A 22,373-nucleotide genomic window follows, 5' to 3' on the forward strand; every position below is an offset into this window, starting at 1 on the left:
CCTCCCAGTCACCAGCGTGGCCACCACAGCCAAGCTGGTTGCGCTTGCGCGCAACGCGCCATGCCTGGCGCACCAAAGAGAAACGCCGCCCGGTGGGCGGCGTCATCGTCCGTGCATGCACGGCTGTCAGAGCACCAGGTTGGGCAACCAGAGTGAGATTGCGGGGATGTAGGTTACTGCAAGCAACACCATGAACAGCGCGACGTAGAAAGGCAGCAGCGCCTTAACCGTATTCTCGATGGTGACCTTGCCGATCGCCGCGCCGACAAAGAGCACCGCGCCTACCGGTGGCGTGATCAGCCCGATGCCGAGGTTCACCAGCATGATCATGCCGAAGTGCACCGGATCGACACCAATGCCCATGATTACCGGCATCAAAATCGGCGTAAGGATCAGAATCAGCGGCGCCATGTCCATCAGTGTGCCGAGCACCAGCAACATCATGTTGATGCACATGAGGATCACGTAGCGATTATCCGACAGGGTCAGGAACATCGTGGTGATCTTCGACGGGATCTGCATCAACGTCATGATGTAGCCGAAGCTCGCGGCGAAGGCGATCAGAATCATGACCACCGAGAGGGTACGAACGGTGCGGTGCAGCAGCTTTGGCAGCTCGCGCCATTTGTAATCGCGGTAGATGAACATGGTGACGAAGAAGGCCCACACCACGGCGATAGATGCCGACTCAGTCGCGGTAAACACACCGGACAGAATACCGCCGAGAATGATGACCATGGTCATCAGGCCCCACAGCGCTTCAACACAGATCTTCAATGCCTGCTTGAGTGGGACGACCTCGCCCTTGGGGTAGTTGCGAACCCGAGCAAAGATCAGGCACATGGTCATCATCACCGCGCTGAGCAGCAGACCGGGGCCGATACCTGCGATGAACAGTGACGAGATCGAGACGGTGCCACCAGCAGCCAGCGAATACAGAACCGAGTTATGGCTGGGTGGCGTCAGCAGCGCCTGGACCGAACCACTGACCGTAACAGCCGTGGAAAACTCGCGAGGGTAGCCTTTCTTCTCCATCTCCGGGATCAGCACCGAACCTACCGAAGCAGTGTCTGCCAATGATGATCCGGAGATTGCGCCGAAAAAGGTCGACGCCATGATGTTTACCAGGGACAGGCCGCCGCGCACGAAGCCGACCAGCACCGCGGCAAACGCCACCAGTCGGCGAGACATGCCACCCTCGGCCATGATCGCACCGGCCAACACAAAGAAGGGGATAGCGAGTAGCGAGAACTTGTTAACGCCCCCGGCGACCTGAATCATCACCGCATCGAACGGAATGTCGATCCACCAGGCGCCAATCAGCGCTGACATGCCCAGGGCGTATGCGACTGGCATGCGCAGAAGAAAAAGTACGGCAAAGCTGCCGAGTAGAATCAGCGCGTCCATTTACGCGGCCTCCTTGCTGTCTTCGACCAGCTCGTAGTTGACCGCACGCCGATGGCTCTGGTCGCCGAAGATAATGCGTTCGATGACAAACAGCAGCGTGATAGCGCCGCCGATTGGGATCGGGGAATAGGTGATACCCACACGAAGTGTCGGCAGCGTGCTCATGAACTGATTCCAGGTCGCAGCGCACAGCTTGATGCCCCAGATCGTCATGAACAGGCAGATGATGCCCATCAGAATCTGCACCAGCAGCTCGACGTGGCGGTGCAGGAACTGGGGCAGGCGGTCGGTGAACATGGTCACCGCCATATGCGCACCGGCTCGATAGCTCGCCGCTGCACCGAGAAAGGTAAAGATCACCATCAGCAGGATGGCTACGGGTTCAGGCCAGCCGCCGCCAGAGCCCAGCACGTAGCGCGCGAATATCCCCCAGGGGATGATCATGGACATGACCACGATGGCCAGCCCCGCGACCCAAACACAGGTCATGTAGATCGCGTCGTTGACGCGCAGCAGCGTGTTTTTCATCAGACTTCACCACAGGCGCGGCGGCGAGCGAGGCCCGTCGCCGCGAGTTTTTTCGGAGAGAACGAATTACTGAACGGCTTCGATACGCTTGATCAGCTCGGCGTAAGGTGCGCCGTACTTCTCGCGAACCGGGGCGGTGGCATCGTAGAAGGGCTTCTTGTCAACTTCGATGAAGGTGACGCCTTCTTCCTTGAGCTTCGCTTCGCTGCTGGCGGTCTTCTCATCCCACAGCTTGCGCTCTTCCATCTGCGCTTCCTTGGCGTACTTCTTGACGATTTCCTGCTGCTCCGGGGTGAGCTTGTTCCAGGTGGTCTTGGAGATCACGATCGGCTCAGGAAGGATTAGGTGACCGGTCAGCGAGTAGTTTTTAGCAGCGCGGAAGTGGTTGTGCTCAAGCATGGTTGGCGGGTTGTTCTCGGCGCCATCGACCACACCGGTCTGCAGGGCACTGAAGATTTCACCGGTGTTCATCGCCACACCTTGAGCGCCCATGGCGTTCAGCGTATCGATGAACAGTGGGTTACCCATCACACGGATTTTCATGCCCTTGAGATCTTCAAGGTTGCGCACCGGCTCCTTGGTGTAGAGGTTGCGAACGCCACCGTCCATCCATGCCAGGCCCACCATGTTGAAATCGGAGTTGGTGATCTTGTCGAGGATTTCCTGGCCGATCTCACCGTCGATCACTTTGCGCATGTGTTCGTGATCGCGAAACACGAAGGGCATATTGAAGGCGTTCACGTCCGGTACGACCGGGCCGAGGGTGCCCAAGCTAACCCGGGTCATCTGCACCGCGCCGAGCTGGACCTGCTCAACAACTTCTTTTTCAGAGCCCAGTACACCACCTGAGAACATGCGGAACTTGAGCTCACCGTCGGTGGCTTCTTCAATCTTCTTGCCCATGTTTTCCTGAGCCACAACAGTCGGGTAACCGGCGGGGTGGATCTCAGCAATCTTCAGCGTCATTTCCGCGTAGGCGGTGGTCGACAGGCAGAAGGCCAGGGGAAGTGCAGCGATGAGCAACTTGCGTTTGAAGTTCATGTGAATCTCCGTTTTGTTTTTGTTGGTATGCAGTGTTGCGAGCGACAAGGCAGGACACTGCGTGCCTGTCCTTGGTGGTGAAGCGTTAGCGGTAGCGGGGCTCCTCCAGTCCGGCAACGCCGGGTTGCAGGGCGAATACACCACCCGCCAACGGCTGATCGGTTAGATCACCGCCCGGGCGAATGGATGTGACAAATAGGGTGTCCAGGCCGGAGCCGCCAAAGGCGCACATCGCTGGCTTCTTCACCGGCACCTGGAGCGAGCGATCGAGGCGTCCATCCGGGGTGAAACGATGAACGAGGCCGGCATCGTTGCCGCAGATCCAGTAGCAGCCATCGACATCCACCGCTGCGCCATCAGGGCGGCCTGGATGCTGGTTCATGTCGACGAACAGGCGGCGGTTGCTCGGCGTGCCGCTGTCGATGTCGTAATCGAAGGCCCATATGCGTTGAACGCTGGGGTGGGAGTCGGACAGGTACATGGTGCGGCCGTCGGGGCTGAAACCCAGCCCGTTGGGTACGATGAAATCCTGCAGATGAGCCTTGAGCGACTCGCTGTCAGCCGAGCCGTCGAGTCGGTACAGCGCGCCGGCCGGAGTGCCCGCGGCCATATCCATGACCATGGTGCCGGCCCAGAAGCGCCCCTGGCGGTCGCAGCGCCCGTCGTTGAATCTCATGTTGCCTGCGCCATGCTGAACGCCAGCAAGCCGGGTAGTGCTGAGTGTGCCGTCGTTCTGCGGAACCACATCGAAGATGCCGTCTTCCATGCCGGCTACCCAACGGTTCGCGTCACCTTCGCGGCGAGCGATACAGGCGATCATCTGGTCACCCGTCCAGCGTGTCACGGAGGCATCCGAAGCATTCCAGCGCAGCAGCTGCTTGTTGGGTATGTCGACCCAATACAGCGCCTGCTCCGAAGCTACCCAGACCGGGCTTTCGCCCGTTGCGTTCTGTGCGTCGACTATCAGTTCTGCTGAGTTTGCCATGGCGATTCTCTTGTTGTTTTCGCGGCGTGGCGGAATCAGTCTTCGAATGGGCCTGCTTCGCAGAAGGCGCCACCCTGATAGATCAGAGCTGGATCATTAGGCGCGTAGGGCGGTTGCTGTTCGATCTTTTCGCGAAACATTTCCGACGTGTCCTGAGGCTCGAAGCCCAGGTGCGCGGCCATGTGGTTGTCCCACCACGCGTCACGGTTCGCCGAAGCGCCATAGACGACGGTGTGCTTCACGTCCGGGGTAAACAGTGACCGCTCGATCAGATTGGTCAGGTCGCGATAGCTGAGGTAGGTCGCCATCATTCGGCGGTTCAGCGGCTCGGGGAACGAAGAGCCGATGCGGATGCTGACGGTCTCGATGCCGTAGCGATCGTAATAGAAGCTTGCCATGTCCTCGCCGTAGGATTTGGACAGGCCGTAATAGCTGTCAGGGCGGCGTGGAGCGCTGGCGTCGATTGTCTCGGTCTGTTTGTGAAAACCGATGACGTGATTGGAGCTAGCAAAAATCACACGCTTGATGCCGTGCTTGCGTGCCGCTTCGTAGATATGGAATACGCCGCGAATGTTGCCTTCGAGGATTTCCTCGAAAGGGCGCTCTACCGAGACACCACCGAAATGCGCGATTGCATCGACACCTTCGCAAAGGGTGTGCACAGCGGCTTTGTCGGCAAGATTGCATTGCACGACTTCTTCATGTTCGCCGGCCGCAGGGTCCATGGGGGCGATATCGGAGAGGCGGATAATCTTGGCGTAAGGGCGAAGCGTTTCACGTAGCACCTTGCCCAGTCCTCCTGCAGCGCCAGTCAGCAGGAGGCGATTGAAGGGTGTGGGAGCGGTCGTCGTGTTTGTCATTGAGGTCTGCCCGTCGCTTATTATTTTTGGTGTCATCTGTTGTCGGATGACTTGCCTCGATTATTTCCGCCAGCCCGCGCTGTTGTCAACCTGCTTGCTCGAACTTGTTGATGCGCTGACAGCACCTGCCGAGCTGCCACCTACCTATCGAAAAGGCCTCTCAATGCCTCGCAGCTTCTGGCTTTGAGTGGTCCCTGATTTACTCAGAACACAAAAGTAGCGAGCAATTTGATGCAATCACATACCACTAAAGTCGAGTATCCGATCCGGGCACAGCTTGGCGAACAAACACGCTCCGATACTGCTGGTTGTATGATGACATTGCTGCGAGTCGCGCTGCGACTTGGCTAACCTGAGCGAGGATAACAATGACAATTCAGGCCAATGGTGAACGGGCAGGGGACTGCATCTGCTGGATAAAACTCAGGCTGGTGACGCTCCCCCTGCGTACAGCCGTCAGCGACGCAAAGGTATTGACTGGACGACAGAAACCACTCGAATCAGTCAGTTTGTTGTTTGCGGAAATTCAGACCAGTCAGGGTCACAGCGGGCTCGGTTTCACTTACAGCCTGCGCACGGGTGGCCCGGCGCAATATGCCCATGTTCAGGAAATAGCGCCGCTGCTGCTCGGGGAAGACCCGAACGACATTGCACGGCTCTGGAGCAAGTTGATCTGGGCCAGCGCGTCGGTCGGCCGCGGTGGGGTTGCGGCGCAGGCGATTGCGGCTATCGACACGGCGCTCTGGGATCTGAAAGCACGCCGTGCCGCGCTGCCGCTATCCAAATTGCTTGGCGCGCACCGCAGCGCGGTTCCTTGTTACAACACCTCGGGGGGTTACCTGCAGGCCTCCATCGAGGAGGTGCTCGATAAAGCCACCCAGTCACGAGAGCGCGGCATTGGTGGCATAAAGATGAAGGTCGGCCAACCGAGCCGGCGACTTGATCTGCAACGCGTGGAGGCCTTGCGCAAGCATCTCGGCGATGAAGTGCCGCTGATGGTAGACGTCAACCAGCAATGGGACCGCATCACTGCACTGCGTATGGGGCGCGAGCTGGAGCAGTACCGGCTTGAGTGGCTCGAGGAGCCGCTGGAAGCGCACGACGTTGCCGGCCACGCCGCCCTGGCTGCACAACTGGATACGCCAATCGGCACCGGCGAAATGCTCACCAGCGCCACCGAAGCGCTGGGTTATGTTGACACCGGTGCTGTGGACGTGATCATGCACGACGCCCCTCGCTTGGGAGGCATCACGCCGTTTCTCAAGGTGGCACATGCGGCCGAGCAGCGCGGCATGATCATGGCGCCACACTTCGTCATGGAGATTCACCTGCATCTGGCAGCAGCCTACGAGCATCAGACGTGGGTCGAGCACTTCGAATGGCTGGAGCCAGCCTTCAACGAACGCCTCGAGATACGCGACGGGCAGATGATCGTCCCGGACCGCCCAGGCTTGGGGCTGAGCCTGAGCGACCAGATTGCAGGCTGGACGCAAGCCCAAGTGGAGTTCGGCAAGCGCGCCTGAATGAAAGACCGCGCTCTAGGGCGCGGTCTCGATCCTCTGTTACAGCTCCCAGCCTGTCAGCGCAGGCTGGGCACGCCTGATCAGGATTCCTGCAGCCTGCCTGCAGTGCCTTTGCGACTACGCAGCGCGCTGAACAGGTGCCAGGCCACCGAAGCCAGCGCCAGGAACAGGAACACAGCAGAGATGGGATTGGTGAGAAAGCCCATGAAGCTCCCGTCTGACAACATCAAGCCACGCCGCAGATTCGTTTCAGCCATGGGGCCGAGGATGAAGCCGATGATGAACGGCGCCGCGGGCATGCCAGCCTTGACGAAGCCGTAGCCGATCAGGCCGAACAAGAGAATGGTCCAGACATCGAACACCCGACTGCTCAGACCGAACGCACCCACGACGCACAGCACCAGGATGATCGGCAGCAGGATGTGCTTGGGCACGGCCAGCAGCTTGATGAAGATGCGCAGTCCATAGAATTCCAGAACCAGCATCATCACCGAGGCGAGGATCAGCGCCGCGAAAATGGTGTACACCAACGCGCCCTGGCTGATGAACAGCAGCGGCCCAGGCTGGATGCCGTGGATCATGAAGCCGCCAAGGAGAATCGCGGTCACGGTGTCGCCAGGAATGCCGAGGGTCATCAGCGGGATCATGGCGCTGCCGATGCCTGCGTTGTTGGCGGTTTCGCTGGCCACTACGCCGTCTACGGCACCCTTGCCGAATTGCTCGGGATGCTTGGAGCGCTTCTTGGCAATGATGTAGGACACGATGTTCGACGTGCCGGCACCGATGCCTGGGAGGATGCCAATCCCGATACCGATCAGCGCAGAGCGAAACGCGTTGGGGATCTGCCCAAAGAACTCCTTGAGCGAGAAACCAAAGCCTTTCACACCTTTCATGCTGACCGAGGCGATCTTGCTTTTGTGTGCCGCTCTGCCGGTCTCGGCGATCTTGATTACTTCCGCCACGGCAAACATGCCGATCATCACCGTCAACATCGCAAATCCACCGTTGAGGTTCGGCGAATCGAATGTGAAGCGGCGGATGGCGTCCACCGGGGCGATGCCCACGGTCGAGAACGCAAAGCCAAGCGTGCCGGCATAGATGCCTTTGAGCAGCGAGCCGGTGGACAGCGTGGCGATCAGCGTCAGCGAAAAGATCGCGATGGAGAAGTATTCATGAGGTCCGAAGCGCAAGGCGATCTTGGCCAGCGAGGGCGCAATGGACATCAGTGCGACGATGCTGAATATCGTGCCGAGGAAGGAGAACACCACACCGACGCCCAGTGCCTTCAACCCTTCGCCTTTTTCCATCATCGGGCCACCGTCAAAGGTCGTGGCGATGGAGGCGGGCGTGCCTGGAATCTTCAGCAGAATGGCTGAGATCAGGCCACCAGATGTCGCACCGATAAACAGGGCCACCAATAGCGACAGCCCTGCAGCTGGGCCCATGGTGTAGGTCAATGGCAAGCACAGGGCAATTGCCATCGTGGCCGAAAGGCCGGGAACTGCACCGAAGACGATGCCAACGGCAACACCCAAGGTGATCAGAATAAAGATGTAGGGCGAGAAAACCGCGCCAAAGCCGGCCTGCAGTAATTCGAACATGGCCGCCTCCTAGATTTTCAGAAAGCCGGTCGGGAGCATCAGATCGAAGCCCTGCCGGAAGGTGAAGAAGATCAAGGCGGAGGTGATGACCGCGATGACGATGTAGGTGATGTGGTTGATCTTCTGCTCGCGCGGCGTGATGATGATGAACTGCGCATACAGATAGAGCACGGTCATGATCGGGAAGCCGACCTTTTGCAGCAGCGCGACATAAACCGCGATCAGCCCCAGCGTTTTGAACACCGTGGAGTAATCCGGTGGCGTTGCAGCAGACGGGTCGGCGTCCGCATCGGGATCAACAGGGGGCTGGGTGGCCTTGGTCGCCGTCAGCAGCTGAAGCACGCCCAGTAGACAAAGCCCAACGGATAGCACGTAGGGCACGGTCGAAGCGTCGATGAAACCTTTGCGCGGAAGATTGATGGTCAGGAACAGGTAGAACAGGCCGGCGCCCAGCATCAGGGCTCCGACCAGTAACTCCTTTCTCTTGTAGGTATCCATGGGACAGCTCTCGATTCAGAGGAAAGGCTGCCGGGCGCAGTGACGGCGCCCGGCATCATGCCGCGGGCTTACTTGCTCTGGCGCAGTTCGTCTTTGTACTTCATGAAGTCTTCGCGGGTGTTCGTCAGGCGGTCAATCGACGAGTTGGTATCGAAATAGCTGACCGGCTGCTTGAAGGTCTTGCGCAGCTCTTCCTCGTATTCAGGCATCTCGGTGATCTGCTTCACGATGCCTGACATCTTCTCGATGATGGCCGGATCGGTACCGTCCGGGAATGCCACGATGTAAGGCTTTTCCATGACGAAATCGACGCCTTGCTCCTTGAAGGTCGGTACGTCGCCGAGCAGTGGGTTGCGCTCGTCGTTGGGCTGGCCCAGAGCAACCATCTCACCGCTCGTGACGTAGTCCTGTACCGAACCGTAGCTGATGGCAGCGAGGTCGATACGGTCGCCCAGCAGAGCGACAACTTTCTCGGATACCGTGCCGGCGTCGACCATCTTCAGCTTGGTATCAGTCAAACCTTCGAACATCAAACCCTGCAGATGGGAATAGCTGCCCATCTCGGTACCGTAGGTGACGCTGCTCGGCTCAGCCTTGGATTTGGAGATCAGATCTTCCAGCGATTTCAGACCCGAGCTCTTCGAGGCAACGAAGACGGTGCCCTTGTCCACACCGGCGATACAGCAAATGTCGAAGGCGTCCAGACTGTCTTCGGTCAGGCCAGCGACTTCGTTGACGATCATTTGCCCGGTATGGGTGAAGAGAATGGTGTTGCCGTCCGGGTCGGCCTGTTTTACCTGCTCGGCCGCCAGGGTGCCGCCACCGCCGGCAACGTTGGTGATGACCATCGCTTCACCGGTGATTTTGGTGAAGTATTTGGCCATGGTACGGGCATTGAAGTCGGTATCTCCGCCAGCGTTGGCGATAACGACGACCTGTACCGGGCGAGTGGGCCAGTCGGTTTCAGCAGCGAATGCGCCGCTTACGGCAGTGGCTAGAAGGGCGGAAACAAGGGAGGCGCTGATTGCTTTTTTCATTGTATGTCTCTCCGGTGGTTGGGGTTGCGGCGCTTGGTTTCTGTTTTCTAGTGCTTCTCTTCTTTTATGGGCGACCCACGCTGGGTTGCTTGGGGTCGTATTTCCATCCAGGGATCAGGTATTGCATCGCCATTGCGTCGTCGCGCGCGCCTGTGGCGACCTGGTTGTATAGCTCGTGCGCAGCCATGATCCGATCCATGTCCGGCTCAACGCCCAGGCCCGGTTTGTCTGGAACCTGAACCGCACCGCCGACAATCTGCAGCGGCTCGCGGGTCAACCGCTCCTGGCCTTCCTGCCAGATCCAGTGGGTGTCGATCGCAGTGATGTTGCCCGGTGCTGCGGCGGCAGCGTGGGTGAACATTGCCAGCGACACGTCGAAGTGATTGTTCGAATGCGAACCCCAGGTCAGGCCGAACTGCTCGCACATTTGCGCGAGGCGCACCGAACCCTGCATGGTCCAGAAGTGCGGGTCGGCCAGCGGGATGTCGACCGATTCGAGACGCAACGAATGGCCCATCTGCCGCCAGTCGGTTGCAACCATGTTGGTGGCGGTAGGAATGCCGGTTGCGCGCTTGAACTCGGCCATGATCTCCCGACCGGAGTAACCGTTTTCCGGCCCGCATGGATCTTCAGCGTAGGAAAGGATATGCCCCTGGCCTTTGCACAGTTGGATGGCTTCGGCGAGTGACCAGGCCCCATTGGGATCAAGCGTCACGCGGGCGTCAGGGAAGCGCGACTTGATGCCGGCAATCGCCTGCATCTCTTCGCTTCCACGCATTACACCGCCCTTTAGCTTGAAATCCTTGAAACCGTAGCGCGCCGTAGCGGCCTCGGCCAGTCGGACAATGGAGGCCGGGGTCACCGCCTCCTGATGACGGATGTGATACCAGTCATCAGCCGGACCGGTGCCGGTCAGATACGGCAGGTCGGTACGGGTGCGGTCGCCTATATAGAAGAGGTAAGCGAGCATCGGCACGCTGTCGCGCTGCTGGCCACTGCCAAGGAGTTCTGCAACTGGTACGTCGAGATGCTGGCCAAGCAAATCGAGAAGGGCAGCTTCGACAGCGGTGATGACGTTGTCCAGACGCAGATTGATCTCGTGCGGCTGCTTCAGAACCGCCGCTTCCGCTTCCGACGTGACCTCATGCTGCGTAGCTTGCGGACCCTTGGCCGAGCCGCCTGCAATGTTGCGGCGCAATGCGTTGAGGATTCCGTTATAGCGGCCGATGGGCTGGCCAATCACCAGGTCTTTGGATCGCTCCAAGGCTTGCCGAATGCCTTCGCCACCCGGCACTTCACCGATACCAGTGCGCCCGGCGCTGTCCTTGAGGATCACCAGATTACGAGTGAAGTAGGGCGCGTGCGCCCCGCACAGGTTCAACAGCATGCTGTCGTAGCCCGCGACCGGGATGACCTGCATTTCCTTGACCACTGGCGTCGCGGTTCGTGTGTCTTGCATCTGCTGTCTTGCTCCTGATTATTTTTATGAGCTTAATAATGTGGGCAATGCCTATTGCCGTGTTGAAGTCGCCAAAGGTCCATGCCCTCGACCTGGTCGAGCTGGTATAGATGTTTGGAAATCAACTAAAAACGAGGCCGTTCGAATATCCCGAGGTGCGGAGCGACGAGGGTTCGAACCGATGCCGCAACCAACGAAACCCACTGAGGTAGTGGTTCCAGCTAGCAGACCGGGCTGAGCAAGGCAGGGCAGGGCGCGCTCGAGACGAGAGATCGGAGGCTGATACATGGCTTTCAAGCTCTGGTTGTTCTAACTGTCATACGTTGTCGTATGACTTGGTGAGATTTTTATCAGTGCGGTTCGCCCTTGTCAAATCGGTGAAACAATCTAACGGGGCCTCGTATGACCCGACGGTCATTTTTTTGTTTCAAAGGCATAGATTGCTTTTGAATACTGCATCTATGCTTCACTTGTTCGCCTCTCCAGGGTGAGCGTCGCTCCTGAAGCTGCAGGGCAGGCCGACGAAAATCTTCAACAAAGAGGTAGCGCAGCCACATGTTGTACGATAACGTATCTCCAAGGCTGAGGCCCTATATCATCTACTCTTTGTTTCACAGGATGCTCGAACAATGAACCCACAAGAACTGAAGGCCATCCTCTCTTCTGGTTTGCTGTCTTTTCCGGTCACCGACTTTGACCAGCAAGGCGACTTCAGCCGTGCCGGCTACATCAAGCGTCTGGAATGGCTGGCTCCTTACGGCGCAACGGCACTGTTCGCCGCGGGCGGCACGGGCGAGTTCTTCTCGCTGACCCCGCAGGAGTATCCGGACATCATCAAGACCGCCGTCGATACCTGCGCCGGTCAGGTACCGATTCTTGCCGGCGTAGGCGGTCCAACCCGTCAGGCCATCGCGTACGCCCAGGAAGCTGAACGTCTTGGTGCAAAGGGCCTGCTGCTGCTGCCGCACTACCTGACCGAAGCCAGCCAGGAAGGTGTTGCACGGCACGTGGAAGAAGTGTGCAAGTCGGTGAATATCGGTGTCGTGGTCTATAACCGCAACGTATGCCGCCTGACCGCACCGCTGCTCGAGCAACTGGCCGAGCGCTGCCCGAACCTCATCGGTTACAAAGATGGCCTCGGTGATATCGAGCTGATGGTTTCCATCCGCCGTCGCCTGGGCGATCGACTGACCTACCTTGGTGGTCTTCCGACTGCAGAAGTCTACGCCGCTGCCTACAAGGCCCTGGGCGTGCCGGTCTATTCATCGGCAGTCTTCAACTTCGTACCGAAGCTGGCCATGGACTTCTACGCCGCCATTGCGCGTGAGGATGACGAAACCGTCGGCAAGCTGATCGACGACTTCTTCCTGCCGTACCTCGACATTCGTAACCGTTGCAAGGGTTACGCAGTCAGCATTGTCAAAGCTGGCGCGAAGATCGCCGGGTATGACGCCGGTCCCGTCCGCGCACCACTGACCGACCTGCGCCCGGACGAGTACGAAGCACTCGCAGCGCTGATCGAGAAGCAGGGCGCTCAGTAAGAGCACGTCAGACCAATCACTCGCCCCAACCACTGCGGTGCCTTTATTGAGACAGGCACTGCGGCGGATCTCACAAAGGAGAGCGTTACGTGGCAGACGCAAAACGTTATGACAATTACATCGATGGCCAATGGGTAGCTGGCAAGAATTACCAGGCCAACATCAACCCGTCCGATCTGTCGGACGTTATCGGCGAATACGCCCAGGCGGACGCCTCGCAAGTCGAAGCGGCCATCGCCGCCGCACGCAAGGCTTTCCCGGCGTGGTCCACGTCCGGTATCCAGGCGCGTGCTGACGCCCTGGAAAAGGTCGGGCTGGAAATCCTTGCCCGCCGTGAAGAGCTTGGCAACCTGCTGGCCCGAGAAGAAGGCAAAACCCTTCCCGAAGCCATCGGTGAAGTCACCCGCGCCGGCAACATCTTCAAGTACTTCGCTGGCGAATGCCTGCGTCAGGCTGGCGAGACGCTGCAATCGGTTCGTCCGGGCGTCAGCGTTGAAGTCACTCGCGAGCCGCTGGGGGTGATCGGTCTGATCACGCCCTGGAACTTCCCGATTGCCATCCCGGCGTGGAAGATCGCTCCGGCGCTGGCCTACGGCAACTGTGTCGTGATCAAACCCGCCGACCTGGTTCCCGGTTGCGCCTGGGCCATCGCCGACATCATCTCGCGCTCCGGCTTCCCGGCCGGCGTGTTCAACCTGGTGATGGGCAAGGGCCGCGAAGTAGGCGAAGCCATCGTTAACGACAAGCGCGTCGATGGCGTCAGCTTTACCGGTTCGGTAGGTGTTGGCCGCGGCATTGCAGCGACCTGCGTGGGTCGTCAGGCCAAGGTTCAGCTGGAAATGGGCGGCAAGAACCCGCAAATCATTCTGGACGACGCCGACCTCAATACTGCCGTCGAACTGGCCGCGCAGAGCGCGTTCTATTCCACCGGCCAGCGCTGCACCGCCTCCAGCCGCATCATCGTCACCGAAGGCATCTACGACCGCTTTGTCGAAGCCATGATCGAGCGCATCAAGAAGATCAAAGTCGGTTCGGCACTGGAGCAGGGCGTTGACGTAGGCCCGGTGGTTTCGCAGGCCCAGCTGGACCAGGATCTGAAATACATCGAAATCGGCAAACAAGAGGGCGCACGCCTGGCCTGTGGCGGCGAGCGCGTGAGCTGTGGCACCGAGGGCTATTACCTGGCGCCAACCCTGTTCGTCGACAGCACCGCCGACATGCGCATCAGCCGTGAAGAGATCTTCGGGCCGGTCGCCAACGTGGTGAAAGTGAAGGATTACGACGAAGCACTGGCGATGGCCAACGACACAGAGTTCGGCCTGTCCGCGGGCATCTGCACCACGTCGTTGAAGTACGCCAATCACTTCAAGCGTCACTCCCAGGCCGGGATGGTGATGGTCAACCTGCCAACCGCTGGCGTCGACTACCACGTGCCGTTCGGCGGTCGCAAAGGCTCGTCCTACGGCCCGCGCGAGCAGGGCCGTTACGCCCAGGAGTTCTACACCACCGTGAAGACTACCTACATCGGCTGATCAGCCGAGCCGCCCAAAGGCGCAACCCGTACGAGTCACTCAATGACTCGGCGGGCCGCGCCAGCGGCAAACAGATTGCTACACCGCAATGCGGACCATAAGAACAAAAGAGAGACACATATGAACGATTCTGTGAATCAAGGTGCTCCGGTCATCACTGAGCTCAAGGTGGTCCCGGTCGCAGGACAAGACAGCATGCTGCTCAATCTGAGTGGCGCCCATGGTCCGTACTTCACCCGCAACATCCTCATTCTCAAAGACAGCGCCGGCAACACGGGTGTCGGCGAAGTCCCCGGTGGCGAGGCCATCCGCAAGACGTTGGACGATGCCCGCGCGATTCTGATCGGCCAGTCGGTCGGCAATTTCAACGGTCTGCTGAACCAGGCACGCAAGGCATTCGCCGATCGCGACGTCGAGGGCCGAGGCTTGCAGACATTCGACCTGCGTATCGCCATTCACGCCATCACTGCCATCGAGTCGGCACTGCTCGACCTGCTCGGCCAGCACCTCGGCGTGCCGGTTGCCGCACTGCTAGGTGACGGTCAGCAGCGCAACGAAGTCGAGATGCTCGGTTACCTGTTCTTCATTGCCGACCGCAACAAGACCGACCTTGGCTACCGCGACGAGTCGGATGCCAGCGATAACTGGTTCCGCGTGCGCAACGAAGAAGCGCTGACCCCCGAGACCGTCGTGCGCCAGGCAGAAGCTGCCTACGAGCGTTACGGCTTCAAGGATTTCAAACTCAAGGGTGGCGTGCTGCCGGGCAGCGAAGAGGTCAAGGCGATCCGTGCACTGGCCGAGCGTTTCCCCGATGCCCGCATTACCCTCGACCCCAACGGCGCCTGGTCGCTGGCTGAAGCCATCGATCTGTGCAAGGACCTGCACGGTGTGCTGGCCTATGCCGAAGACCCCTGTGGTGCTGAAAACGGCTATTCCGGCCGTGAAGTCATGGCCGAATTCCGCCGTGCCACCGGCCTGCCGACCGCGACCAACATGATCGCCACCGACTGGCGGCAGATGGGCCATACCATTCAGCTGAACTCCGTGGACATCCCGCTGGCGGACCCGCATTTCTGGACCATGAGCGGCTCGGTGCGCGTTGCGCAGATGTGCCACGAGTGGGGCCTGACCTGGGGCTCGCACTCGAACAACCACTTCGACATTTCGTTGGCCATGTTCACCCACGTGGCGGCTGCCGCACCGGGCAAGATCACTGCGATCGATACCCACTGGATCTGGCAGGACGGCCAGTACCTGACCCGCGAACCGCTGCAGATCGTAGGCGGCAAGGTGGCCGTCCCGACGAAGGCGGGTCTGGGCGTGGAACTGGATGAAGATGCCTTGCAGAAGGCCCATGAGCTGTATCTGGAAAAAGGCCTGGGCGCGCGGGACGATGCCGTTGCCATGCAGTACCTGATCCCGGAATGGACCTTCAACAACAAGAAGCCTTGTCTGGTGCGTTGAGACCGACGCGAGAACGCGCTAGAGCGAAGCAGACAGCCCAAGGGAAATGCGCGGCTGCGCAGGCGAGTAGGGTGGGCTTCAGCCCACCGCTTGTGGCCTGAACATCTACCTTGGTTGGCTGAAGCCACCTTGCCGCGCTGCGCAACCAGACCAGAACAACAACCGGCCTGACCGGAGACCGAGATGAACGACGCCGTGGAATTGATTCAGCATCAGGATTCGCCACGCTACATTTGCCTCAACGAGGCGGACAACGTGGCCGTAGTGGTCAACGATGGTGGTGTACCGACCGGTGCCCGGTTCGAGGACGGCCTGGTGACGGTCGAAAATGTGCCCCAGAGTCATAAGGTCGCGCTGGTTGATATCCTGCAAGGCGAGCCGGTACGCCGTTATGGCCAGATCATTGGCTACGCGCTCGAGCCACTGCGCCAAGGCTCCTGGATCAAGGAAACCCAGCTGAAGATGCCCAGCGCGCCGCCGCTCGACAGCCTGCCGCGCGCAAACGCCGTGCCGGACAAACTCGAGCCGCTGGAGGGCTACACCTTTGAGGGCTATCGCAACGCCGATGGCACCGTGGGCACTCGCAACATCCTCGGCATCAGCACGACCGTGCAGTGCGTGACCGGCGTGCTGGAGCATGCAGTCAAGCGCATCCGTGACGAGCTGCTGCCCAAATACCCCAACGTCGACGACGTGGTCGCGCTGACTCACAGCTACGGCTGTGGGGTGGCCATCAACGCGCGCGACGCCTACATCCCGATCCGCACCGTGCGCAACCTGGCGCGCAACCCGAACCTGGGCGGCGAGGCGCTGGTGATCAGTCTCGGCTGCGAAAAGCTCCAAGCCGAGCAGGTGATGCACGAGGGCGATCCTTCTGTGGATCTCCGTGATCCCTGGCTCTATCGCCTGCAGGAATCCAACACCGGCTTCGGCGAAATGATCGAGCAGATCATGGCCCTGGCCGAAACGCGGTTGAAGAAGCTCGATCAGCGCCGCCGCGAGACGGTGCCGGCCTCCGAACTGGTGCTGGGCATGCAGTGCGGCGGCAGCGATGCTTTCTCCGGCATCACCGCCAATCCAGCGCTGGGCTACGCCTCGGACTTGTTGGTTCGCGCCGGCGCCACCGTGATGTTCTCCGAGAACACCGAGGTGCGCGACGCGGTGTACATGCTCACCGCCCGTGCCGAGACGACTGAAGTCGCCGACGCGCTGATCGCCGAGATGGACTGGTACGACCAGTACCTGGAGCGCGGTGCTGCCGACCGCAGCGCCAACACCACGCCGGGCAACAAGAAAGGTGGGCTCTCGAATATCGTCGAGAAATCACTAGGCTCGATCGTCAAATCAGGCAGCGGCGCCATCAATGGCGTGGTCGGTCCGGGCGAGCGGGTTGATCGCAAGGGGCTGATCTTCTGCGCGACGCCGGCCAGCGATTTTGTTTGCGGCACACTCCAGTTGGCAGCTGGTATGAACCTGCACGTGTTCACCACCGGCCGCGGCACGCCATACGGCCTGGCCATGGCGCCGGTAGTCAAGGTGGCGACCCGTACCGAGCTGGCCGAACGCTGGCCGGATCTGATCGACATCGACGCAGGACGCATCGCCAGCGGCCGGGCCACTCTCGAAGAGCTCGGCTGGGAGCTCTTTCACTACTACCTGGATGTCGCCAGCGGTCACAAGAAGACCTGGGCTGAACAACACCGGTTGCACAACGACATCGTGCTGTTCAATCCAGCGCCCATCACCTGACCACAGCGCAAAAGCGCATCCGGGTGATGCGCTGCATCGAGTGGTCAACTGCGGAGATTGAGATGAGCAAGCTGCCGGACGAATTCATCCGCGCCGTTGAAAGCGTCGTCGGTGAGCTCGGCATCGTTCGTGATGCCGAGCGCATGCACAGCTATCTGAGCGACTGGCGCAACGCTTACCGTGGCGAAGCTGCTCTGATAGTTCGCCCGGCCAGCACCGAAGAGGTCGCCTCCGTGGTACGGCTCTGCAACCTGTACCAGGTGACACTGGTTCCGCAGGGCGGCAATACCGGCTTGTGCGGCGGCTCGATCCCGGACGCCAGCGGCAAACAGGTTGTGCTATCCCTGACGCGCATGAACCGTATCCGCGAAGTCGATGCAGCGAACGAGACCATTACGGTCGAGGCGGGGGTGATTCTGCAGAGGGTCCAGGAGGCCGCGGCCGACGCTGGGCGGTTATTCCCGCTGTCCCTCGGCGCGGAGGGCAGCTGCACGATTGGCGGCAACCTCGCCACCAACGCCGGCGGCACTGCCGTGCTGCGCTACGGCAACATGCGAGACCTTGCCCTGGGACTGGAAGTGGTACTCCCCGACGGTCAGATCTGGAATGGCTTGCGCGGTCTGCGCAAGGACAACACAGGCTATGACCTCAAACACCTGTTCATCGGTTCGGAAGGCACCCTTGGCGTCATTACCGCGGCGGTGCTGAAGCTGTATCCAGCCGTGCGCAGCATGACGACCGCCTGGGTCGCATTGCCCAGCGCGGAAGCGGCGGTTCAATTGATCGGCATCATCCGAGGCCTTTGTGGGGATCGGCTGACGGGGTTCGAGTTGATGTCGCGGCAGAGTGTTGAGTTCGTGCTCAGTCACGTCGCCGGCTGCAGCGATCCCTTTGTCGCGGCACACCCCTGGTATGTGCTGATCGAGTTGAGCGATACCCAACCTGACGCGCCGCTCAATGACCTTCTTGAACTCGGGATAGGCGAAGCCTTGGAGCGTGGGCTGGTGAGCGACGCGGTCGTCGCCAGCAGCGAAGCGCAGGTCGCGGCGCTCTGGGTGCTGCGCGAAGGTATTTCCGAAGCCCAGAACCACGAAGGCCCTAGCCTCAAGCACGACATCAGCGTGCCGGTGAGCTGCATTCCAGCGTTCATCCAGTCAACCGATCAGCGCTTGCTTGAGCGGTTTCCCGGCGTGCGCATCGTCGCCTACGGGCATGTTGGCGATGGAAATCTGCACTACAACATCAGCAAGCCGGTCGGTTCTGACGATGCGAGCTTCAAGGCGCAGCAAGAGGCGATCATGCACGTCATCTACGAGGCCACCGCCGGATTTCAGGGCAGCATCAGCGCGGAGCATGGATTGGGCCAGGCCAAGCGCGCCGCCGCGCGGTTGTACAAGGAGCCGCTGGAACTCGAACTGATGCGCGCCGTCAAGACAACACTTGATCCCAACGGCCTGATGAACCCGGGCAAGGTGCTCTGAGCACGCTCATCACCCATTCATCAACCCATTCGAGGTAATCCCGTGACCTGCATACTTCAAATCGGCCCGCTGACTGAACGCTTCAATCGTGGCCTGGCTGCGGAGCATGAAGTGCTGCGTTTCTGGGAGGAGGGGGCCGATGCGTTGGTTGCCCAGCATGCCCAACGCATCGATGTCGTGGTGACGTCAGGTCGGTTCGGCTGCACAGCCGCGCTGATCGAACAACTACCCAACCTGCGAGCGATCATCAGTTTCGGCGTCGGCTATGACGCCATTGATGTGGCCGCTGCACGGGCGCGAGACATCCCGGTGAGCAACACTCCGGACGTGCTCAACGATTGTGTAGCGGATCTGGCTTTCGGCTTGGTTATCGACACCGCAAGACAGATGTCGCGCGCGGACCGCTTCGTACGTGCAGGCAAGTGGCTCTCCGGCGGCTTGCCGTTGGCGACGCAAGTGAGCGGGAAGCGACTCGGCATTGTCGGCCTCGGGCGAATCGGAGAAACGGTCGCCAAGCGCTCCAGCGGCTTCGACATGGAGGTGCGCTACCACAATCGCCGCCCGGTCGAAGGCAGCGGCTATGGCTACGAATCAGACCTGGTCGAGTTGGCGACGTGGAGCGATTTTCTCGTTCTGACCTGTCCGGGCGGTGAGAGTACCCGCCGCTTGATCAATCGAAGTGTGCTTGATGCGCTTGGCTCGAAAGGTATTTTGATCAACGTTTCGCGCGGCTCCGTGGTCGACGAGCCCGCCCTGGTCGAGGCGCTGACGGAAGGACGGTTGGGCGGCGCGGGTCTCGATGTGTACACCCACGAACCCAAGGTGCCGCAAGCCCTGATTGATCTGCCCAACGTCGTTCTGCTGCCGCACATTGGCAGCGCCACCGAGGAAACCCGGCTGGCCATGGAAGAGTTGCTGTTCGCCAACCTGCGTGCGTTTCTCGAGCGCGGCGAGGTGCTGACGGCTGTCTGAGCACACACACCCGTGCGTTTCAGATGAGTAGGCGGCCTCGGCCGCCGGCGGCCCAGGCCAAAAGCCTCGGTCAGATAACTACAGAGTGACATCCCCTGGGCGCCCAACGCCGCGAGCCACAAGCCCGCAGGTGCTAGGCGCCATTCAAATTCAAATCCTCGAGCGATACGGCTTTCATAGGAGACGGCGCATGCCTGACCTTAACTCTCTGACCGAGGTCGAGCTTCAGCACGAATCGCTGCGACTGTCGGTTTGCCCAGCATTGGGCGGGGCAATCACGCGATTGAGTGTCGATGGCATCGATTTGCTACGACCTTGGGACGGCTCCGACAGCGTTCGACGTACCGGCTGCTTTGTCCTGGCACCGTTTTCCAATCGCGTCGGCGATGGCGGGTTCATGCATGAGGGAACACATTATCCGTTGCGCAACCTGTCTGCCGAACACCCGTTGCCGATTCATGGAGTCGCCTGGAAGCGCGCCTGGAGTCTGACCGAGCAGACCTCGACCATTCTTCGCCTGACCTTTACGCATCAGCCGGAGGGGGATGGCGTGCGTGACTGGCCGTTCGCTTTCAGGGTAGAACACGAGATCAAACTCGACGATACCGGCGTTGCACTCCAACTACGGTTGCGAAACATCGACAGCCGCTCGATGCCCGCTGGTCTTGGCTGGCACCCGTATTTCCTGCGTCATGAGGCATGCCAGCTGCAATTCGAAGCGCAGGGTGTCTGGCAGAACGACGCTCAAAACCTGCCGTTCAAGAAGGCGACGATCCCTGCTGAATGGGACTTTTCATCCGAGCAATCACTTCAGCAACCCGGCCTGGACAACTGTTTCGTAGGCCGCACCAAGCCAGTAACCATCCGCTGGCCGAACGAAGGGGTAGCGCTGACCATGCACGCCAGCGAGTCACTCGATCATCTGGTCGTGTTCACGCCACCGGCAGATATGGGATTTTTTGCGGTCGAGCCGGTTTCTCATGCCAACAATGCCCTTTGCATGGACGATCCGGACGCAAACGGAATACAGGTGCTGCAGCCCGGCGAAACAATGCAGGTCAGTTGCAAACTGCAGATTCAGCGTATGGCTCGTACGGTCCAGTAGCGTCTCACCCAGGTGTTGATAGCTCAGAGTCGCAGGGCGGCCGAGAGGTGCGAGCGCCCATTCATGAGCGCTGGCGTTCGGTCATGCCGGGCTGATGTTTTGGTTGATGCGGAAGAGATTTGTCGGGTCGAACTTCCTTTTCAGATCCACCAGTCGCTGGTAGCTCGTGCCATAAGCGAAGGCGGTGCGCTCAGCTTCATCACTGGTCAGGAAGTTCACGTAAGCGCCACCACTGGCAAACGACTGCGTACGGTCAAAAAACTCCCGCGCCCAGGCAATGCAACGAGCATCCTCATCGGCCGTTTCCCAGCGGACATGCACATTCATCACATAGTTGGCGTCACGACTCGAGTAAGCCATGGCGTCAGGCTTGGTTCGTCCTGTTTCGCCACCTATCGTAGCGACGAATATCTCGCATTGCGGTGAGGGCAGTGCATTGGCGTATTCGATGACGGTATCAATCAGCCCCTCGTCGAGCTCTGAGAAATTGTGAGATTTCCAGTAGTTTCGGGAGCCCGGCGTCAATAGCGGATCGAAGACCTGCTGCCAATCGACATACGGCTGCACGCCAATGTGATCGCCGTAGGCGGAACCGAACTGCCTCAGTGCCTCCACATGTTTGATGCCCTCATCGGGGTCGCCTGCGTAACAAACGGCCAGCACAACGATTTCTTTGCCGTGGACCTCTTCGGCCAGGAACGGCAACGGCGGCGCCTTGCGGGCAACCATCCAGACGTTGAGCTCATCCGGCATCGTTTCGGTGAAACGAGCGAACTGGGTGATAACGGATTTCGCCTGTTCAAACGGAAAGACGATGAGGCCGCACAACACGTCAGGCCATACAGGGTGCAGCCGAAATTCGAAACGGGTGACGATGCCGAAATTCCCGCCGCCGCCGCGAAGCCCCCAGAACAGATCCGGGTTTTCCGACTCACTGGCGTGCAGCTGACGACCATCGGCGACTATTACATCCGCCCCCAGCAGGCTGTCTACGGTCATGCCGTACTTTCGGCTGAGCCAACCAAAGCCGCCGCCAAGGGTCAGCCCGGCCACGCCCGTGGTGGAGTTTATGCCCAGAGGCGTGGCCAGGCCGTGTGCTTGCGCAGCCGCATCGAAGTCAGCCAGCGTGCAGCCCGGCTCGACATAGCCTCGACGTTGTTCTGGATCGATACTGACGTCTTTCATAAGCGAGAGATCGACCATCAGGCCGCCGTCACAGACTGCATTCCCAGCAATATTGTGTCCGCCGCCGCGGATAGAGAAAGGCAGGTCGTGTTGGCGAACGAAGTCCAAAGACCGAACCACGTCGTCAGCAGAACCGCAGCGGGCGATCAGCGAAGGACGGCGGTCGATCATGCCGTTCCAGATCTGGCGCACTTCGTTGTATTGGGGATCTTCGGGAAAAACGAGCGTGCCCGCAAAGGCCGCGTGAAATGCGTCTGTCGCGGTGTTTGAAAGCTGATTCATAACGATCACCGTTGAGTATGCCGGAAGGCACGCACAAGGCCTGCCCACGGCTGTGAAGGGGAGACTACGACCTTCTGGCGATAGTCGATGCCTCACAGCACCCCACAACTCGGTATTCGTCAG

18 protein-coding genes are annotated in these 22,373 nt (G+C 60.0%); 8 read left to right on the forward strand and 10 right to left on the reverse strand.

What is annotated here, in order from left to right:
- Positions 1 to 126: 126 nt before the first annotated feature.
- The 5 genes from ACSSNI_RS19490 to ACSSNI_RS19510 form a co-directional block, all read right to left on the reverse strand.
- The gene (locus tag ACSSNI_RS19490) at positions 127 to 1,407 is read right to left on the reverse strand and encodes a TRAP transporter large permease (protein WP_148924267.1); all 1,281 of its coding nucleotides are present in this window, start codon (positions 1,405 to 1,407) and stop codon (positions 127 to 129) included.
- On the reverse strand, positions 1,408 to 1,935 hold the full coding sequence (locus ACSSNI_RS19495) for a TRAP transporter small permease (RefSeq protein ID WP_148924266.1): 528 nt from the start codon (positions 1,933 to 1,935) through the stop codon (positions 1,408 to 1,410).
- 66 nt (positions 1,936 to 2,001) lie between these two features.
- Complete coding sequence (locus ACSSNI_RS19500) at positions 2,002 to 2,976, reverse strand: TRAP transporter substrate-binding protein (protein ID WP_200637205.1); 975 nt, start codon at positions 2,974 to 2,976, stop codon at positions 2,002 to 2,004.
- A gap of 85 nt (positions 2,977 to 3,061) precedes the next feature.
- Positions 3,062 to 3,961 (reverse strand): SMP-30/gluconolactonase/LRE family protein, encoded by a 900-nt coding sequence (locus ACSSNI_RS19505; protein ID WP_200637203.1) that lies wholly within the window; start codon positions 3,959 to 3,961, stop codon positions 3,062 to 3,064.
- Positions 3,962 to 3,996: 35 nt separating this feature from the next.
- The gene (locus tag ACSSNI_RS19510) at positions 3,997 to 4,821 is read right to left on the reverse strand and encodes an NAD-dependent epimerase/dehydratase family protein (protein WP_200637201.1); all 825 of its coding nucleotides are present in this window, start codon (positions 4,819 to 4,821) and stop codon (positions 3,997 to 3,999) included.
- Positions 4,822 to 5,189: 368 nt separating this feature from the next.
- Between ACSSNI_RS19510 and ACSSNI_RS19515 the strand changes: the two genes are divergently transcribed.
- Entirely contained in the window at positions 5,190 to 6,344 is a 1,155-nt protein-coding gene (locus tag ACSSNI_RS19515) for an L-talarate/galactarate dehydratase (RefSeq protein ID WP_200637199.1), read from the forward strand.
- A gap of 80 nt (positions 6,345 to 6,424) precedes the next feature.
- Here ACSSNI_RS19515 and ACSSNI_RS19520 read toward each other — a convergent pair whose 3' ends face one another.
- The 4 genes from ACSSNI_RS19520 to ACSSNI_RS19535 form a co-directional block, all read right to left on the reverse strand.
- Positions 6,425 to 7,945, reverse strand: coding sequence for a tripartite tricarboxylate transporter permease (locus ACSSNI_RS19520; protein WP_148924260.1), 1,521 nt, complete (start codon positions 7,943 to 7,945; stop codon positions 6,425 to 6,427).
- A gap of 9 nt (positions 7,946 to 7,954) precedes the next feature.
- Positions 7,955 to 8,443 carry a tripartite tricarboxylate transporter TctB family protein gene (locus ACSSNI_RS19525; protein ID WP_200637197.1) on the reverse strand — a complete coding sequence of 163 codons (489 nt, stop codon included), beginning with the start codon at positions 8,441 to 8,443 and terminating at the stop codon, positions 7,955 to 7,957.
- Positions 8,444 to 8,511: 68 nt separating this feature from the next.
- Positions 8,512 to 9,480, reverse strand: a complete 969-nt coding sequence (locus ACSSNI_RS19530) for a Bug family tripartite tricarboxylate transporter substrate binding protein (protein ID WP_148924258.1) — start codon at positions 9,478 to 9,480, stop codon at positions 8,512 to 8,514.
- Between the two features lie 64 nt (positions 9,481 to 9,544).
- On the reverse strand, positions 9,545 to 10,939 hold the full coding sequence (locus ACSSNI_RS19535; RefSeq protein ID WP_200637195.1) for an enolase C-terminal domain-like protein: 1,395 nt from the start codon (positions 10,937 to 10,939) through the stop codon (positions 9,545 to 9,547).
- A 629-nt stretch (positions 10,940 to 11,568) separates the two neighbouring features.
- On the opposite strand from ACSSNI_RS19535, the gene kdgD reads away from it, so the two are divergent.
- The 7 genes from kdgD (at position 11,569) to ACSSNI_RS19570 (ending at position 20,783) form a co-directional block, all read left to right on the forward strand.
- Entirely contained in the window at positions 11,569 to 12,480 is a 912-nt protein-coding gene (kdgD, locus tag ACSSNI_RS19540; RefSeq protein WP_148924256.1) for a 5-dehydro-4-deoxyglucarate dehydratase, read from the forward strand.
- 89 nt (positions 12,481 to 12,569) lie between these two features.
- Positions 12,570 to 14,012, forward strand: a complete 1,443-nt coding sequence (locus ACSSNI_RS19545; protein ID WP_159967727.1) for an aldehyde dehydrogenase family protein — start codon at positions 12,570 to 12,572, stop codon at positions 14,010 to 14,012.
- A 120-nt stretch (positions 14,013 to 14,132) separates the two neighbouring features.
- Positions 14,133 to 15,476: a glucarate dehydratase gene (gene gudD / locus ACSSNI_RS19550; RefSeq protein ID WP_200637193.1), complete on the forward strand. Its 1,344-nt coding sequence runs from the start codon at positions 14,133 to 14,135 to the stop codon at positions 15,474 to 15,476.
- Between the two features lie 195 nt (positions 15,477 to 15,671).
- Positions 15,672 to 17,225: a galactarate dehydratase gene (gene garD / locus ACSSNI_RS19555; protein ID WP_200637307.1), complete on the forward strand. Its 1,554-nt coding sequence runs from the start codon at positions 15,672 to 15,674 to the stop codon at positions 17,223 to 17,225.
- Positions 17,226 to 17,287: 62 nt separating this feature from the next.
- The gene (locus ACSSNI_RS19560; RefSeq protein WP_200637191.1) at positions 17,288 to 18,706 is read left to right on the forward strand and encodes an FAD-binding oxidoreductase; all 1,419 of its coding nucleotides are present in this window, start codon (positions 17,288 to 17,290) and stop codon (positions 18,704 to 18,706) included.
- A 42-nt stretch (positions 18,707 to 18,748) separates the two neighbouring features.
- Positions 18,749 to 19,678, forward strand: a complete 930-nt coding sequence (locus ACSSNI_RS19565) for a 2-hydroxyacid dehydrogenase (RefSeq protein WP_200637189.1) — start codon at positions 18,749 to 18,751, stop codon at positions 19,676 to 19,678.
- Positions 19,679 to 19,868: 190 nt separating this feature from the next.
- Positions 19,869 to 20,783 carry an aldose 1-epimerase gene (locus ACSSNI_RS19570; protein WP_200637187.1) on the forward strand — a complete coding sequence of 305 codons (915 nt, stop codon included), beginning with the start codon at positions 19,869 to 19,871 and terminating at the stop codon, positions 20,781 to 20,783.
- Positions 20,784 to 20,864: 81 nt separating this feature from the next.
- Here ACSSNI_RS19570 and ACSSNI_RS19575 read toward each other — a convergent pair whose 3' ends face one another.
- Positions 20,865 to 22,358 (reverse strand): FAD-binding oxidoreductase, encoded by a 1,494-nt coding sequence (locus ACSSNI_RS19575; RefSeq protein WP_448260000.1) that lies wholly within the window; start codon positions 22,356 to 22,358, stop codon positions 20,865 to 20,867.
- Positions 22,359 to 22,373: the final 15 nt, after the last annotated feature.

The sequence above is a fragment of the Stutzerimonas tianxiuensis genome (genome assembly GCF_053470365.1).

Excerpts from the sequence above, each read along its gene's own strand:
- ACSSNI_RS19535 (WP_200637195.1), bottom strand. The coding sequence starts at position 10,939 with ATGCAAGACACACGAACCGCGACGCCAGTGGTCAAGGAAATGCAGGTC.
- ACSSNI_RS19525 (WP_200637197.1), bottom strand. The coding sequence starts at position 8,443 with ATGGATACCTACAAGAGAAAGGAGTTACTGGTCGGAGCCCTGATGCTG.
- ACSSNI_RS19495 (WP_148924266.1), bottom strand. The coding sequence starts at position 1,935 with ATGAAAAACACGCTGCTGCGCGTCAACGACGCGATCTACATGACCTGT.
- ACSSNI_RS19505 (WP_200637203.1), bottom strand. The coding sequence starts at position 3,961 with ATGGCAAACTCAGCAGAACTGATAGTCGACGCACAGAACGCAACGGGC.
- ACSSNI_RS19515 (WP_200637199.1), top strand. The coding sequence starts at position 5,190 with ATGACAATTCAGGCCAATGGTGAACGGGCAGGGGACTGCATCTGCTGG.
- ACSSNI_RS19490 (WP_148924267.1), bottom strand. The coding sequence starts at position 1,407 with ATGGACGCGCTGATTCTACTCGGCAGCTTTGCCGTACTTTTTCTTCTG.
- ACSSNI_RS19570 (WP_200637187.1), top strand. The coding sequence starts at position 19,869 with ATGCCTGACCTTAACTCTCTGACCGAGGTCGAGCTTCAGCACGAATCG.
- ACSSNI_RS19500 (WP_200637205.1), bottom strand. The coding sequence starts at position 2,976 with ATGAACTTCAAACGCAAGTTGCTCATCGCTGCACTTCCCCTGGCCTTC.
- ACSSNI_RS19510 (WP_200637201.1), bottom strand. The coding sequence starts at position 4,821 with ATGACAAACACGACGACCGCTCCCACACCCTTCAATCGCCTCCTGCTG.
- ACSSNI_RS19560 (WP_200637191.1), top strand. The coding sequence starts at position 17,288 with ATGAGCAAGCTGCCGGACGAATTCATCCGCGCCGTTGAAAGCGTCGTC.
- gudD (WP_200637193.1), top strand. The coding sequence starts at position 14,133 with ATGAACGATTCTGTGAATCAAGGTGCTCCGGTCATCACTGAGCTCAAG.
- ACSSNI_RS19520 (WP_148924260.1), bottom strand. The coding sequence starts at position 7,945 with ATGTTCGAATTACTGCAGGCCGGCTTTGGCGCGGTTTTCTCGCCCTAC.
- ACSSNI_RS19530 (WP_148924258.1), bottom strand. The coding sequence starts at position 9,480 with ATGAAAAAAGCAATCAGCGCCTCCCTTGTTTCCGCCCTTCTAGCCACT.
- kdgD (WP_148924256.1), top strand. The coding sequence starts at position 11,569 with ATGAACCCACAAGAACTGAAGGCCATCCTCTCTTCTGGTTTGCTGTCT.